Source organism: Erwinia sp. ErVv1 (assembly GCF_900068895.1).
In the GTDB taxonomy this organism is placed as follows: domain Bacteria; phylum Pseudomonadota; class Gammaproteobacteria; order Enterobacterales; family Enterobacteriaceae; genus Erwinia.
This window is the reverse complement of record NZ_CDPK01000014.1, coordinates 47,727-63,396: the sequence shown is the minus strand read 5'-3', so window position 1 is coordinate 63,396 and position 15,670 is coordinate 47,727. Positions and strand designations below refer to the sequence as shown.

Genomic DNA, 15,670 nt, shown 5'->3' with positions numbered 1-15,670 from the left:
CGTCATGCCCGGTCCGAAAGGTCGACGAGCGGAGCGAAGGGACCGCGCCACGCGCGGCGCGAGGACCGCCAGGCACCGGGCCCCACCCGCAGGCGACCCCCCAGGCCTTTGCCGCACCGGGCCCCACCCGCAGGCGTCACCTCCAGCCTGTGCAGCACCGGGCCCCACCGCAGGCGACCCCCCATGCCTTTGCCGCACAAGTCCCCACCCGCAGGCGACACCTCCAGCCTTTGCCGCACCGGGCCTCCGGGCTACGCCTGACTCAACGCGCTGGCCAGCACCGACGCACGGCGTGGTTCGCCAGTGGGAAGAACCTGACGGTCCAACTGCGCATTGATCACCTCTGCCATCGCCAGATAAATCGCACTGGCTCCGCAAACTACACCCTCATAACCCGCGAACAACAACACGGCAGCATTGCCGGTAATATGCCCGTAGGCCAGCAGCGCAAACAGCAGCGTCAGGCTGGCAAACACAAATTGCAGGGCGCGGTTGGCGCGCAGCGTGCCAAAAAACATAAACAGCGTGAAAATACCCCACAGCGCCAGATAAATGCCCAGCGTAGTGGCGTCGGTTGGCTCGGCCAGCCCCATCCTCGGCAGCAACCAAATGCCCACCAGGCTCAGCCAGAAAGCACCGTAAGAGGTAAAGGCGGTCAGGCCAAAGGTATTACCCTTTTTATACTCCAGCAAACCCGCAATAATCTGCGCCATCCCGCCAAAAAAAATCCCCATGCTGATAATGACCGAGGTCAGAGGGAAAAAACCTGCATTGTGCAGATTGAGTAAAACAGTGGTCATTCCAAACCCCATCAGCCCCAAAGGACCGGGATTCGCCAGTGTATTGTTATGCATAAACCCTCAGTGATAGTAGAAATAATCATAATAATGAAACCATTAGTAAACGGGCCTCCACGGGCAAAAGACAGCCAGCGCGATCGGTCCGGACGGCATGGTAATGAGTCGGGGGTAAGGAAACATTGATCCTGACAGCGGTAAAATTGAAATTTTTTTGCTTACCCCCCTTGATGCCGTTGGCGATGGCCCCATCTTATTTGGCATCCGAGGTTATGGGCCTGGAAAAAAAAGCGCGGTACTGGCAGTTGAAATGGCCAAAATAGCCCGCATTAAGTGTGCATAACCTGATTTGAAACAAATTTAAGTGGGAGATGTTTAGATGGGTAAGATTATTGGTATTGACCTGGGTACGACTAACTCTTGTGTCGCTATTATGGATGGCGGCAAGGCTCGCGTACTAGAGAATGCGGAAGGCGATCGCACCACGCCTTCTATTATCGCTTACACCCAGGACGGTGAGATTCTGGTCGGTCAGCCGGCTAAGCGCCAGGCGGTGACTAACCCACAGAATACCCTGTTTGCGATCAAGCGCCTGATTGGCCGTCGCTTCCAGGACGAAGAAGTGCAGCGTGATATTAAAATCATGCCCTACAAAATTGCCGGTTCAGACAACGGTGATGCCTGGATCGACGTAAAAGGTCAGAAACTGGCACCGCCGCAGATTTCAGCAGAAGTGCTGAAAAAAATGAAAAAAACTGCCGAAGACTATCTGGGCGAAGCGGTAACTGAAGCCGTTATCACTGTACCCGCTTACTTCAACGATGCGCAGCGTCAGGCAACGAAAGATGCAGGCCGCATCGCGGGTCTGGACGTTAAGCGTATTATCAACGAACCTACCGCTGCCGCGCTGGCATACGGTATGGATAAAGGCCAGGGCAACCGCACTATCGCGGTTTATGACCTGGGCGGCGGTACCTTCGATATCTCAATCATCGAAATCGATGAAGTGGATGGCGAAAAAACCTTCGAAGTTCTGGCAACCAACGGTGATACCCACCTGGGTGGTGAAGACTTTGACAGCCGCATGATCAACTACCTCGTCGCGGAATTTAAGAAAGATCAGGGTATCGATCTGCACAACGATCCGCTGGCGATGCAGCGTCTGAAAGAAGCCGCAGAGAAAGCGAAAATCGAACTCTCTTCTGCGCAGCAGACCGACGTTAACCTGCCGTACATCACGGCTGATGCGACCGGTCCTAAGCACCTGAACATCAAAGTGACCCGTGCAAAACTGGAATCACTGGTTGAAGACCTGGTCGCACGCTCTATTGATCCACTGAAAGTGGCTCTGCAGGATGCGGGTCTGTCCGTTTCTGACATCAACGACGTTATCCTGGTCGGTGGTCAGACGCGTATGCCAATGGTTCAGGCAAAAGTGGCTGAGTTCTTTGGTAAAGAGCCACGTAAAGACGTGAACCCGGACGAAGCGGTTGCTGTAGGCGCTGCCGTGCAGGGTGGCGTACTGGCGGGCGACGTGAAAGACGTGCTGCTGCTGGACGTGACGCCTCTGTCTCTGGGTATCGAAACCATGGGCGGCGTGATGACTGCGCTTATCACCAAGAACACCACCATTCCAACCAAGCACAGCCAGGTGTTCTCTACCGCTGAAGACAACCAGTCTGCGGTGACCATCCACGTTGTGCAGGGTGAGCGTAAGCGCGCAGCGGATAACAAATCTCTCGGCCAGTTTAACCTTGACGGGATCCAGGGCGCACCGCGCGGCATGCCGCAGATCGAAGTCACCTTTGACATCGACGCCGATGGTATTCTGCACGTGTCTGCTAAAGACAAAAACAGCGGTAAAGAGCAGAAGATCACCATTAAGGCCTCTTCTGGTCTGAACGATGATGAAATCGAAAAAATGGTTCGTGATGCGGAAGCTAACGCCGACTCTGACCGTAAGTTCGAGGAACTGGTGCAGGTTCGTAACCAGGCCGATCATCTGTCCCATAGCACCCGTAAGCAGCTGGACGAAGCCGGTGACAAACTGCCAGCGGACGACAAGGCGCCAATTGAAGCAGCCCTGACCGACCTGAACACCGCGCTGAAAGGCGAAGATAAAGCTGAAATCGAAGCCAAAATGCAGGCGCTGATGGAAGTCTCCAGCAAGCTGATGGAATTTGCTCAGCAGCAGCAGGCTGCCGGTGGCGCTGCGGATGCCGCTGATGCTTCAGCGAAGAAAGAAGACGACGTTGTTGATGCTGAATTTGAAGAAGTAAAAGACAACAAAAAATAATCGCCCTTGAGCGGGCACGGTGGCCTGTAGCTTCAGGTAAAACAATTCAGGCCACTGCATAATCCCACGGGCGTAGGAGTTAATCTCCACGCCCGTGCATGCATATTAAGGGCAGGACCAGCAGAATGGCGAAAAAAGACTATTACGAGATTTTAGGCGTTCCCCAGTCGGCGGATGAGCGTGAAATCAAAAAGGCCTACAAACGCCTGGCGATGAAACACCATCCTGACCGCAATCCAGGTGATAAAGAGTCCGAAGCTAAATTTAAAGAAGTTAAGGAAGCGTACGAGATCCTGACCGACGCGCAGAAGCGTGCCGCTTACGATCAGTACGGTCATGCAGCCTTTGAACAGGGCGGCATGGGCGGTGGCGGCGGCTTTGGCGGCGGCGGCGGTGCAGATTTCAGCGATATCTTTGGCGACGTGTTCGGCGATATTTTCGGTGGGGGGCGCCGTCAGCAGCGCGCCGCTCGCGGGGCCGATTTACGCTACAACATGGAGCTGACGCTTGAAGAAGCCGTCCGCGGCGTGTCCAAAGAGATCCGTATTCCTGCGCTGGAAGAGTGTGACGTCTGTCATGGCAGCGGCGCGAAGGCTGGAACGAAACCTCAGACCTGTTCGACCTGTCACGGTCAGGGCCAGGTGCAGATGCGCCAGGGCTTCTTTACCGTGCAGCAGGCGTGTCCGACCTGTCACGGGCGCGGATCGGTTATCAAAGATCCGTGTAATGCCTGTCACGGGCACGGTCGCGTTGAAAAATCTAAAACGCTGTCGGTTAAAATCCCGGCGGGCGTGGATACCGGCGATCGCATTCGCCTCACGGGTGAAGGTGAAGCCGGGGAGCAGGGTGCGCCAGCGGGCGATCTCTACGTTCAGGTGCAGGTGCGCAAGCACAACATTTTTGAGCGTGAAGAGAATAACCTCTACTGCGAAGTGCCCATCAACTTTGTGATGGCCGCGCTGGGGGGTGAAATTGAAGTGCCCACGCTGGATGGTCGGGTCAAGCTCAAGGTGCCTGCGGAAACGCAGACCGGTAAGCTGTTCCGCATGCGTGGCAAGGGCGTTAAATCGGTACGCGGCGGCGCGCAGGGCGATCTGCTGTGTCGCGTAGTTGTTGAAACGCCAGTCAGCCTCAGCGACAAGCAGAAGTCGCTGCTGCGCGAACTGGAAGAGAGCTTTGGTGGACCGAGCGGTGAAAAAAACAGCCCGCGTTCAAAAAGCTTCTTCGACGGCGTTAAGAAATTCTTCGATGATTTAACCCGCTAGCTTCACGCGGCAGAGAAATAAAGGGCAGCCTGCGGGCTGCCTTTTTTTTCGCCGCAGCGAGGTAAAGGAGCGTATAAAGGCTTCTTTAGCAGTAGCAGGAGCGGTTATGCTTGGGCTACGTCAGTCAACTTTGTAATCAGGAATGGAATCAATGAAATCAGCGCTTACGCGGCTACTGAAAAATGAAGCAACCGGTGGGGTAATACTGATTATCGCTGCGGCGGTGGCGATGTTCCTGGCCAATAATGCCGGAACCCAGCAGGCTTATCAGTCTATCCTCTCCATGCCGGTGGCGTTTCGTTTTGGCGCGCTGGATATCAGTAAGGATCTGCTGCTGTGGATCAATGATGCACTCATGGCGCTCTTCTTTTTAATGATCGGGCTGGAGGTGAAGCACGAGCTGCATTCCGGTTCGCTGGCGACGCGTGAACGGGCGATGTTTCCGCTGATCGCGGCCATTGGCGGGATGATTGCGCCAGGTGCCATCTTTGCGCTGTTTAACCATAGTCATTCCTTGGCTATTCACGGCTGGGCAATCCCAACCGCAACGGATATTGCTTTCGCTCTGGGGATCCTGGCGCTGCTGGGCAGCCGCGTGCCGCCTGCACTCAAAATGTTCCTGATGGCGCTGGCGGTGATTGATGACCTCGGCGCCATTCTGATTATCGCTTTCTTCTATACCCAGGATCTGTCGGTAGCCTCGCTGTGCGTGGCTGGCGGTGCAATTGCGGTGCTGGCGCTGCTCAACCGTTTTGGCGTGCGTAACCTGTCCGTCTACATGTTGGTGGGAATGGTGCTCTGGGTGGCGGTGCTGAAATCGGGCGTTCATGCCACACTGGCAGGCGTTATTCTGGGCTTCTTTATTCCGCTGGAGAAACAGAACGGCCACTCTCCGGCTATCCATCTGGCCCATAGCCTGGCACCCTGGGTGAGCTGGGTTATCCTGCCGCTGTTTGCCTTCGCCAACGCGGGCGTCTCATTAACCGGCGTATCGCTGAACGGCGTGTTTTCCACCGTGCCGCTGGGCATCATTCTGGGTTTGTTTATCGGTAAACCGCTGGGGATCACGCTGATCTGCTGGCTGGCCGTCAAGCTTCGTATCGCCGCACTGCCGGAGAGTACGCGAATGCGGGATATTTCTGCCATCGGCGTTTTATGTGGTATCGGCTTTACGATGTCGATATTTATTGCTTCGCTGGCTTTCGATGCGGCGCATCAGGAGATGGTGACCCTGGCTAAGATCGGTATTCTCTTTGGATCAGTGATTTCGGCGGTGGTCGGTTATATTCTACTGCGTATTAAACTGCGTTAGTATCAGATTATATGCAGGACTCCAGTCTGCCTGGTGAATAATCTGATAATGATTAGCAGGCTATTTTTTATTTAATGCCAGTTATTCCTGTAATATCTGGCTTTATTATTTCTCCCTCCGCCGTAAAGTAATAGCGAAATTCTCAAAAAAAATGAGGCTATTTACTGTCACCTGAACCTCTCATACGCTGTCAGCTGAAGCCTCCTGAGGCTGCGTTCTTTCTAATCAATATGACTGAATGACTTTACTGATTCGTGTCACGAATGAGCAGTTAATAGTATTTATTTTTAGGGTAGTATATTGAAAATCAACAATAAAAGTATAGTAAGGGAGAGCGGCGCTGCGCTGGTTCCCTCTTACCCGATCCTGGGTTTATCCCTGCGATGGACACCACTGAGTTATTACCAGCGGCTATTTCTGTTGGTCACGCTGGTCAATACCTTTTTTTTAATTTACGGGGTGACCTCAGGTCACTGGTGGTCTGAAAAAGGGATACAGCTGGTCGATATCAGTAATATGGTATTGGTTAATTTGGCCATCGCCGTACTGATCCGTCAGCAATATATTATCAATTTTCTCTTTCGTCTGGTGTGGCAGGTTCCGCTGAGCTGGCCGTTATTTGTCCGACGTCGTCTGGCTAAAGTATATCATTTTGGTGGCCTGCATTCCGGCTGTGCACTCTTTGCCTGTCTGTGGCTTATCGTATTCAGTGCTGCGGTTTATTATCATCATTGCCACGCCTTGCCCAATGTCTCTGCTGCGCTGGTAACGATCAATGCCCTGCTGGCCGCGCTGCTGGCAATCATTACAATAATGGCGCATCCGGCGATCCGCAGGCGATACCACAATCTGTTTGAGCACGTACATCGGTATGTCGGCTGGGCCGCGCTGCTGCTCTCCTGGGGGCAGGCGGTCTGTTTTACCCGCGACTGCAACGGCGGCCTGTGGTCGTTACTGACGCTTGCGAAAACGCCGGCCTTCTGGACGCTTTTGGCGATTACCGGCAGTATTATTTTGCCGTGGCTGCGCCTGAGAAAAGTGCCGGTCACCATTGAGCGCCCGTCAGAACACGCCGCGATTGTGAGCTTTGATTTGCCGCGGGATCCTTTTGCCGGATCCTCTTTTGCCATCAGTCGCTCCCCGCTATCGGAGTGGCACGCTTTTGCTAATATCCCGTTCAGCGATCGTAGCGGCTGTCGTATGTTGATATCGCGGGCCGGAGACTGGACCAGCCGCTTTATCGACTCGCCTCCTTCCCATGTCTGGTTCAAAGGCCTCCCCACCCCGGGGGTCGGCAGCGTCGGGAAAATTTTTCATTCGGTAATTTATGTCGCCACCGGTAGCGGCATCGGACCACTGTTGCCCCACCTGATGACCCTTAACCGACCCCGGCGCTTAATCTGGTCGACGCGCAACCCGCGACTGACCTATGGCGACGAAATGGTGGACGAAATAATCCGGCTACAACCCGATGTGTTGATCTGGGATACCGATGCGCACGGCAAGCCGGATTTATTACAGCTGGCATTACAACTGGCAGACGAGAGCGGGGCGGAAGCGGTGATTTGCATCGCCAACCGTAAGTTAACCGATTATGTGGTAGAGGGATGTGAAGCGCATGGTGTAGCGGCCTATGGCGCAATCTGGGATTCCTGAACGGCTCACCAGATGACAGGCAAAAAAAAACCGGCTAAGCCGGTTTTTTTTTTCAAAGCCAGATAACAGCGTGGCGATTAAGCCAGTTTGTTGATCTGTGCAGCCAGGTTTGCTTTATGACGTGCAGCTTTGTTTTTGTGGATCAGGCCTTTAGCTGCCTGACGGTCCACAAGAGGCTGCATTTCATTAAATGCATTCTGCGCAGCTGCTTTATCGCCAGTAGCGATAGCCGCGTATACTTTCTTAATAAAAGTACGCATCATTGAACGACGGCTAGCGTTGTGCTTACGACGCTTCTCAGACGTTACAGCGCGTTTCTTAGCTGATTTGATATTAGCCAAGGTCCAACTCCCAAATAGTTCTATGAGGACAATTCAAAGGCCGAGGAATATGCCTCTTTCGCCCATGGTTGTCAATGGATTTGTGCAAATAAGCGCCGCTAAAAAAACGACGCCTGGTTACGTTTCGATGGCGCAAGATTCTACCAGCTTCGGCCAGATGAATACAGCTTAATCACAAGAAAAATAAGAATGACGGGCGCAGACCGCTTTGGGCAGGGAAAATGGCGGTAAGAAAGCGCTAAAGGGGCATTACCGGGTTAACCTTCATCGCTGTACAAGGTATAATCCGCCGATTTCCACCCATTTGAGTCAGCCATGAAGTTTATCCGCGGCATACATAACCTCAGGGAGCAGCATCGCGGCTGCGTACTGACTATCGGTAACTTCGATGGCGTACACCGGGGACATCAGGCATTGCTGGCACGACTCTGTGAAGAGGGGCGTCAGCGTCATCTGCCGGTGGTGGTCATGTTGTTTGAACCGCAGCCCCTGGAGCTGTTTGCGCCCGATAAAGCCCCGGCTCGCCTGACCCGGCTGCGCGAGAAGCTTCGCTACCTCAGCGAGGCGGGCGTAGACGCCGTACTGTGCGTGCGCTTCGACCCTTTGTTTGCGGGGCTGACGGCGCAGAGTTTCGTTGCCGATCTGCTGGTGAAAAAACTCGGCGTTAAATTTCTGGCGGTCGGGGATGATTTCCGCTTTGGCGCTGGTCGCCGGGGGGATTTCCTGTTATTACAGAAAGCGGGTGTCGACTATGGCTTCGATGTTGTCGGTACACAGACATTTTGTGATAACGGCAGGCGAATTAGCAGCACCGCCGTTCGACAGGCGCTGGCAGAGGATAATCTGCCGCTTGCCGCCTCACTATTGGGACATCCCTTCAGTATTTCAGGCCGGGTGGTGCACGGTGATGCGCTGGGCCGGACGATAGGCTTCCCCACGGCTAACCTGCCTCTCCGACGCTTTGTGTCGCCGGTCAAAGGGGTGTATGCCGTTGAGGTCCATGGCATCAGCGAACGACCGTTGCCTGGCGTGGCGAATATCGGCACGCGGCCTACGGTGGCAGGAGTGCGTCAGCAGCTGGAAGTTCACCTGCTGGACGTTGCAATCGACCTGTACGGGCGACATATAGATGTGGTGCTGTGCGAAAAAATACGTAACGAGCAGCGTTTTGCTTCACTTGACGCGCTGAAAGAGCAAATTGCTAACGATGTGGTGAGCGCCCGAAGGTTTTTTGGGCTGAAAACACCGGATTAACCAGAACCGAAACACGGAACCGAGAATCTGATGAGTGACTATAAATCTACCCTGAACTTGCCGGAAACGGGGTTCCCGATGCGTGGCGATCTGGCCAAACGCGAACCGGGAATGCTGCAACGCTGGTATGATGATAATTTGTACGGCATCATCCGCGAAGCCAAAAAAGGGAAAAAAACCTTTATTCTGCACGACGGCCCTCCCTATGCGAACGGCAGCATTCATATTGGTCACTCAGTCAACAAGATTCTGAAAGACATTATCGTGAAGTCCAAAGGCCTGGCGGGTTTTGATGCGCCCTACGTGCCGGGCTGGGACTGCCATGGCCTGCCCATCGAGCATAAAGTCGAGCAGATGATCGGTAAGCCCGGCGAGAAAGTTACCGCCGCGGAGTTTCGTGCCGCCTGTCGGCAGTATGCCGCTGAGCAGGTAGAAGGGCAGAAAAAAGACTTTATCCGCCTTGGCGTGCTGGGAGACTGGGATCGCCCCTATCTGACGATGGACTTCAAAACCGAAGCAAACATCATCCGTGCGCTGGGCAAAATCATTGGTAATGGCCATCTGCACAAAGGTGCGAAGCCGGTGCACTGGTGTATGGATTGCCGCTCCGCACTGGCTGAGGCTGAAGTTGAATATTACGATAAAACCTCCCCCTCCATTGACGTGCTGTTTAACGCCGTGGATGCCGATGCGGTGCAGGCCAAATTTGGTGTTAGCAGCGTAACCGGTCCCGTCTCGCTGGTTATCTGGACCACCACGCCGTGGACCATGCCTGCTAACCGCGCGATCTCTCTGCACCCTGAGTTTGACTATCAGCTGGTGCAGATCGAAGGCCGTGCGCTGATTCTGGCGAAAGAGCTGGTTGAAAGCGTCATGAAACGCATTGGCGTAGCAGAGTGGCAGGTGCTGGGCGAAGTGAAAGGTGCGGCGCTGGAGCTGATGACTTTCCAGCACCCCTTCCTGGCATTAACGTCGCCTGTGGTTCTGGGTGAGCACGTGACGGTCGAAGCCGGTACCGGGGCGGTCCATACCGCCCCAGGCCACGGCCCGGATGACTATGTGATCGGCCAGAAATACGGTATCGAAGTCGCTAACCCGGTCGGTCCGGATGGCCGCTATCTGCCGGGCACTTACCCTGGGCTGGACGGTGTTAACGTCTTCAAGGCCAACGATCTGGTGGTCGAGCTGCTACGCGAAAAGGGCGCACTGCTGCACGTCGAAAAGCTGCTGCACAGCTATCCGCACTGCTGGCGTCACAAAACGCCGATCATCTTCCGTGCAACACCGCAGTGGTTTATCAGCATGGATCAGAAAGGCCTGCGTGCGCAGTCGCTGTCTGAGATTAAAGGTGTGCAGTGGATCCCTGACTGGGGTCAGGCGCGTATCGAATCCATGGTGGCGAACCGCCCGGACTGGTGTATTTCACGTCAGCGTACCTGGGGCGTACCGATGGCGCTGTTTGTGCATAAAGATACCGAACAGCTACACCCTGACACCCTCGCGCTGATGGAGAAAGTGGCTGAACGCGTTGAGCAGGATGGCATTCAGGCCTGGTGGGATCTCGATGCGCACGAACTGATGGGCGCAGACGCCGACAGCTACGTGAAGGTGCCTGATACGCTCGACGTCTGGTTTGACTCAGGATCGACCAGCTACTCCGTTGTTGATGCGCGTCCGGAATTTGAGGGACATTCGCCTGACCTCTATCTGGAGGGATCGGATCAGCACCGCGGCTGGTTTATGTCCTCGCTGATGATCTCGACGGCGATGAAGGGCAAAGCGCCTTACCGTCAGGTACTGACTCACGGCTTTACCGTGGATGGTCAGGGCCGCAAAATGTCGAAATCCATCGGTAATACCGTGTCGCCCCAGGATGTCATGAACAAGCTGGGCGGCGATATTCTGCNCGCGTTGAGCCGGAAGAGATGGTGGTACTGGATCGCTGGGCAGTGGGACGCGCCAGAGCGGCACAGGAGGACATCATCGCCTCTTACGCGCGCTATGACTTCCACGAGGTGGTCCAGCGTCTGATGCAGTTCTGCTCCATCGAGATGGGGTCCTTCTATCTGGACATCATCAAGGACCGTCAGTACACCGCCCGGGCGGATGGCCTGGCACGTCGCAGCTGTCAGACCGCGCTGTACTATATTGCAGAGGCACTGGTGCGCTGGATGGCGCCAATCATGTCCTTTACCGCTGACGAAATCTGGAATGAGCTGCCGGGCAAGCGTGAAAAGTATGTCTTTACCGGCGAGTGGTTCAACGGGCTGTTTGGCCTCGCGGACGATGAGTCAATGAACGATAGCTTCTGGGCTGAGCTGCTGAAAGTGCGCGGCGAAGTGAACAAAGTTATCGAACAGGCGCGTGCCGACAAGCGTGTAGGCGGGTCGCTGGAGGCGAGCGTTACGCTCTATGCCGATACGGCGCTGGCTGAAAAGCTGCTGAGTCTGGAGACGGAGCTGCGCTTTGTGTTACTGACCTCCTCGGTACAGGTAGCCGATTACGCGCTGGCCCCTGAAGAGGCTCAGCAGAGCGATCTGGTAAAAGGTCTTAAAATTGCTCTGCATAAGGCGGAAGGTGAGAAATGTCAGCGCTGCTGGCACTACACTACCGATGTTGGACAAAATGCTGCCTGGCCGGAAATCTGCGGGCGCTGCGTCACTAACGTAGCCGGTGACGGCGAACAGCGTAAGTTTGCATAATGCATAAATCAATTTTCTCGACCGGACTGCGCTGGCTGTGGCTGGTGGTGGTCGTTATCGCCATCGATTTTGCCAGTAAGCAGTGGATTATGAATACGCTGATGCTGCATGAGTCGATGCATGTGATGCCATTCTTCAACTTTTTCTATGCGCATAACTACGGGGCGGCCTTTAGCTTCCTGGCCGACAAAGGGGGCTGGCAGCGCTGGTTCTTTGCCGGTATCGCCACGGCGATTGTTATTGCGCTACTGGTGATGATGTACCGTACCGCAGCCAGTAATAAGCTGAATAATATCGCTTATGCACTGATTATTGGCGGTGCGGCAGGCAATTTGTTTGACCGCGCGTATCACGGCTTTGTGGTGGATTTTATCGACTTTTATGTTGGCGACTGGCACTTTGCGACCTTCAACATTGCCGACTCCGCTATCTGTATCGGTGCCGCACTGATCGTACTGGAGGGTTTTTTCAGCCCGGCCAGCAAACGTGCTAAAAGCTAAGGGCAGGGCATGACTGATTCTGTACAGCGTGATAGCGCGGTGCTGGTGCATTTCACGTTAAAACTGGCCGACGGTTCCACCGCGGAATCCACGCGGGATAACGGAAAACCGGCGCTGTTTAGTCTGGGAGACGGTAGCCTGTCAGAGCAGCTTGAAGATGAGCTGCTCGGCCTGCACCCGGGTGATAAAAAAGCGTTCTCGCTGCAGCCTGAGGCCGCATTTGGCTCCGCCAGTCCGGATTTAATTCAGTACTTCTCCCGCCGGGATTTTACCCAGGCGGGAGAGCCTGAAGTGGGGGCGATTATGCTGTTCAGCGGGATGGACGGGAATGAGATGCCGGGTGTTATCCGCGAAATTTCCGGCGACTCGATTACCGTGGACTTTAACCATCCATTAGCCGGGCAGGTCATCCATTTTGATGTTGAGGTGCTGGAGATCAATCCGGTACGGGAGGCGACAAATGCAAATCCTGTTGGCTAATCCTCGTGGATTCTGTGCGGGCGTTGATCGCGCGATCAGTATTGTGGAGCGCGCGCTGGAGATGTATGGCGCGCCTATTTACGTGCGGCATGAGGTAGTACACAACCGCTACGTGGTGAATAGCCTGCGCGAGCGCGGGGCTATTTTCATTGAGGAGATCGGGGAAGTGCCGGACGGTTCGATTCTGATCTTCTCCGCTCATGGCGTATCCCAGGCCGTTCGCGCAGAAGCCAGGGCGCGCAGCCTGACCATGCTGTTTGACGCCACCTGTCCGCTGGTCACAAAAGTGCATATGGAAGTGGCGCGCGCCAGCCGTAAGGGGACGGAGGCGATACTGATTGGTCATGCCGGCCACCCTGAGGTGGAAGGCACGATGGGCCAGTACAGCAACCCTGAGGGCGGAATGTACCTTGTGGAATCTCCGGCGGATGTCCTGAAGCTTGAGGTGAAAAACGATCAGAATCTGTGCTTTATGACCCAGACGACGCTGTCAGTTGATGATACGTCAGAGGTGATTGATGCACTTCGCGCGCGTTTTCCGAAAATCATCGGGCCGCGTAAGGATGATATCTGCTATGCCACCACCAATCGGCAGGAAGCGGTACGCACGCTGGCAAAGGATGCCGAAGTGGTGCTGGTGGTTGGGTCACGCAACTCCTCTAACTCTAATCGTCTGGCCGAACTGGCACAGCGGGCGGGCAAGCTTGCCCGTCTTATTGATTCTGCCGATGATATACAGGAAGAGTGGATTAAAGGCGTAAGCTGCGTTGGCGTGACGGCGGGTGCCTCGGCACCGGATATTCTGGTGCAGGAGGTTATTCAGCGCCTGCGCGAGTTTGGTGGCGAAGCCGCCATTGAGCTAATTGGCCGCGAAGAAAATATTGTTTTCGAGGTGCCGAAAGAATTGCGCGTAGATATCCGGGAAGTTAACTAATATCGAACAGCTCGCTTTAATTCGCGACGTCTGAATAATTGGGCCAGAATCTGGAATAGCGGTAATGTTATCTTCCCTGGTGTGCTCAATAATGGCGTCAGAGCGCGCTACAGGGCGAGCCAGGGTGATAAGCAGAGCGTTGGCGCATGGATGCGCAAGCCGATGATCCATTCTTATAGCAGTAGCAATATATTTAAACCAGGCTCAGGCTATTATAAAACTGTTTCACTTCATTGAAGTGTCCTGCCGCTTGCGTTATGGTTATTCTGTCCCCGATAAGGGGATGGGAAAATATTGAATACACGCTTCTTTAAGGTGATTAATCACCACAGGATGATTTTAAATAAATTTAAATGGAGTTAATAATGAGAGAACTCACGCTTTCGGAAATCAATAACGTTGGGGGAGGATCATTAAGCGGCCCTGAGTTGCTGGGTATAGGCGGTGCTGGCCTGATCGTAGGAATACCCATCATCGTCGGCGGGGCAATTCTGGGCGTACCCACTCTGGGATTGGGCTTTGTAGGAATGACCGCGGGCATAGTGCTGACGGCCCTTTCCGGCGCAATGATGATAGTGGGCATCGTGAAGACTGCTATTAGTTGTAAGCCTCACCCGATCAAGCCCGAACCCGAACCTGCTGCTTTCTAATCCCAACCTAAGCTTATAAAGTTTATGGCGCGCTATAACACTTATATAGCGCGCGACGTCTTAAAGGGGTTTCACCCTTATCCTGCCAGTTAAGTCTCTGTGTGCCGGTGTTGCACCCTGTCACCCGTTTTCACGCCCTGATATTCTGATTATGCCGTTTCGGCTCTGGCTTCTGCCCCTGAGGCTGGTTAATCTGAAAGAGAGTTCAACGAATCAACCTTCGTCAGGAATGAAAAAATTATGAGTAGTGATATTCGCATTGCCGTTGTCGGCGCGTCGGGACGCATGGGGCGTCAGCTGATCCAGGCCGTGCATGAGGCTGAGGGCGCCTCCCTGGGCGCCGCACTGGTACGCAAAGGTTCATCGCTGGTAGGGAGTGACGCCGGTGAAATGGCAGGCGCAGGCACGCTGGGCGTCACTATAGTCGACGATCTTACGGCCGTGGTAGATGACTTTGACATACTTATCGATTTCACCCGGCCTGAAGCCACGCTGGAGTATCTGAAATTTTGCCGTGAGCAGCATAAGGCGATAGTGATCGGCACCACCGGATTTGACCAGGCGGGTAAGGCAGCCATCAGCGAGGCGGCTCAGGATATTGGCATTGTGTTTGCCGCCAACTTTAGCGTTGGCGTTAACCTGGTCTTAAAGCTGCTGGAAAAGGCGGCAAAAGTGATGGGCGACTATGCCGACATTGAGATTGTGGAAGCCCACCACCGGCACAAAGTGGATGCCCCATCAGGGACAGCGCTGGCGATGGGTGAGGCGATCGCCGATGCCATGGAGTGGGATTTAGACCAGCACGCCGTTTATGCCCGGGAAGGGCACACCGGAGAGCGTAAGGCTCAAACGATTGGCTTCGCCACCGTACGCGCCGGTGACATTGTAGGTGAGCATACGGCGATGTTTGCCGATATCGGCGAACGCGTGGAGATAACCCATAAGGCTTCAAGCCGGATGACCTTTGCTAAAGGCGCAGTACGTGCTTCTATCTGGTTAAGTTCGCAGAAAAATGGGCTTTTTGATATGAAAAATGTGCTTAATCTTGACGATATTTGAAGGTGTAGCTCTCATTTTTCATGATTAATGAGTGTAATATATTGATTTAAAGGAGGTAATAATGCCTCCTTTTTTTTAATGTGAAAAAAGTGTTTTTGCCAGTATTATCTCTTTAGCTGATTATTTATCTGTGTTTAGTCGTTTTTATCCTCCTCTGTAATGCTATTTTTGACCATTTGGTCCACTTTTTAGTGAAGCTAAGAGCATTCTGATCATTTCCCTCACAGGCAATCGGTTTTTTAGCCTGGATATCTGCTGTTTTCAGGCGTAACTAACGCTTTTACCCCCCAGTCGGATAAAAAACCATGAAAAATCGGGTTCCAGGGTGGACAATGGCCGGGGCGATCATTAGAATGCGCGCAATTTGCCAAAATCGGACGGTCAGACGGTTTTGCATTGATTTTAAGGTTCGTAATGAATTAAT

Annotated in this window: 14 protein-coding genes; 12 read left to right on the top strand and 2 right to left on the bottom strand. The window is 54.0% G+C overall.

Annotation, left to right across the window (positions count from 1 at the left end; translation table 11 throughout):
* Positions 1–251: 251 nt before the first annotated feature.
* The gene (gene satP / locus A1830_RS17225; RefSeq protein WP_067709120.1) at positions 252–854 is read right to left on the bottom strand and encodes an acetate uptake transporter; all 603 of its coding nucleotides are present in this window, start codon (positions 852–854) and stop codon (positions 252–254) included.
* Between the two features lie 322 nt (positions 855–1,176).
* Here satP and dnaK point away from each other — a divergent pair, with 322 nt between their 5' ends.
* The 4 genes from dnaK to A1830_RS17205 all read left to right on the top strand — a co-directional run bounded on the left by dnaK (position 1,177) and on the right by A1830_RS17205 (position 7,326).
* The gene (dnaK, locus tag A1830_RS17220) at positions 1,177–3,093 is read left to right on the top strand and encodes a molecular chaperone DnaK (RefSeq protein ID WP_067709118.1); all 1,917 of its coding nucleotides are present in this window, start codon (positions 1,177–1,179) and stop codon (positions 3,091–3,093) included.
* 125 nt (positions 3,094–3,218) lie between these two features.
* A complete protein-coding gene (dnaJ, locus tag A1830_RS17215) occupies positions 3,219–4,358 on the top strand; it encodes a molecular chaperone DnaJ (protein WP_067709115.1) in 1,140 nt (379 codons plus the stop codon).
* A gap of 151 nt (positions 4,359–4,509) precedes the next feature.
* Entirely contained in the window at positions 4,510–5,670 is a 1,161-nt protein-coding gene (nhaA, locus tag A1830_RS17210; protein WP_067709113.1) for a Na+/H+ antiporter NhaA, read from the top strand.
* A gap of 300 nt (positions 5,671–5,970) precedes the next feature.
* A complete protein-coding gene (locus tag A1830_RS17205) occupies positions 5,971–7,326 on the top strand; it encodes a ferredoxin reductase domain-containing protein (protein ID WP_197473362.1) in 1,356 nt (451 codons plus the stop codon).
* A gap of 77 nt (positions 7,327–7,403) precedes the next feature.
* Here the strand turns inward: A1830_RS17205 and rpsT are convergent, their stop codons facing one another.
* Positions 7,404–7,667: a 30S ribosomal protein S20 gene (gene rpsT, locus A1830_RS17200; RefSeq protein WP_067709112.1), complete on the bottom strand. Its 264-nt coding sequence runs from the start codon at positions 7,665–7,667 to the stop codon at positions 7,404–7,406.
* 315 nt (positions 7,668–7,982) lie between these two features.
* Here rpsT and ribF point away from each other — a divergent pair, with 315 nt between their 5' ends.
* The 8 genes from ribF (at position 7,983) to dapB (ending at position 15,246) form a co-directional block, all read left to right on the top strand.
* Positions 7,983–8,921, top strand: a complete 939-nt coding sequence (gene ribF / locus A1830_RS17195) for a bifunctional riboflavin kinase/FAD synthetase (RefSeq protein WP_067709111.1) — start codon at positions 7,983–7,985, stop codon at positions 8,919–8,921.
* A gap of 30 nt (positions 8,922–8,951) precedes the next feature.
* Positions 8,952–10,952, top strand: a complete 2,001-nt coding sequence (gene ileS, locus A1830_RS17190) for an isoleucine--tRNA ligase (protein ID WP_231877661.1) — start codon at positions 8,952–8,954, stop codon at positions 10,950–10,952.
* Positions 10,847–11,623, top strand: a complete 777-nt coding sequence (locus A1830_RS23470; RefSeq protein ID WP_231877660.1) for a class I tRNA ligase family protein — start codon at positions 10,847–10,849, stop codon at positions 11,621–11,623. Before ileS ends, A1830_RS23470 begins: the two co-directional genes overlap by 106 nt.
* Positions 11,623–12,123: a signal peptidase II gene (gene lspA, locus A1830_RS17185; protein WP_197473361.1), complete on the top strand. Its 501-nt coding sequence runs from the start codon at positions 11,623–11,625 to the stop codon at positions 12,121–12,123. The genes A1830_RS23470 and lspA overlap by 1 nt, the downstream gene beginning before the upstream one ends.
* Positions 12,124–12,132: 9 nt before the next feature.
* Entirely contained in the window at positions 12,133–12,603 is a 471-nt protein-coding gene (gene fkpB / locus A1830_RS17180; RefSeq protein ID WP_067709107.1) for an FKBP-type peptidyl-prolyl cis-trans isomerase, read from the top strand.
* Positions 12,584–13,537 carry a 4-hydroxy-3-methylbut-2-enyl diphosphate reductase gene (ispH, locus tag A1830_RS17175; protein ID WP_067709104.1) on the top strand — a complete coding sequence of 318 codons (954 nt, stop codon included), beginning with the start codon at positions 12,584–12,586 and terminating at the stop codon, positions 13,535–13,537. The genes fkpB and ispH overlap by 20 nt, the downstream gene beginning before the upstream one ends.
* A gap of 365 nt (positions 13,538–13,902) precedes the next feature.
* Positions 13,903–14,187 (top strand): hypothetical protein, encoded by a 285-nt coding sequence (locus A1830_RS17170; RefSeq protein ID WP_067709101.1) that lies wholly within the window; start codon positions 13,903–13,905, stop codon positions 14,185–14,187.
* A gap of 240 nt (positions 14,188–14,427) precedes the next feature.
* The gene (gene dapB / locus A1830_RS17165) at positions 14,428–15,246 is read left to right on the top strand and encodes a 4-hydroxy-tetrahydrodipicolinate reductase (RefSeq protein ID WP_369815720.1); all 819 of its coding nucleotides are present in this window, start codon (positions 14,428–14,430) and stop codon (positions 15,244–15,246) included.
* Positions 15,247–15,670: the final 424 nt, after the last annotated feature.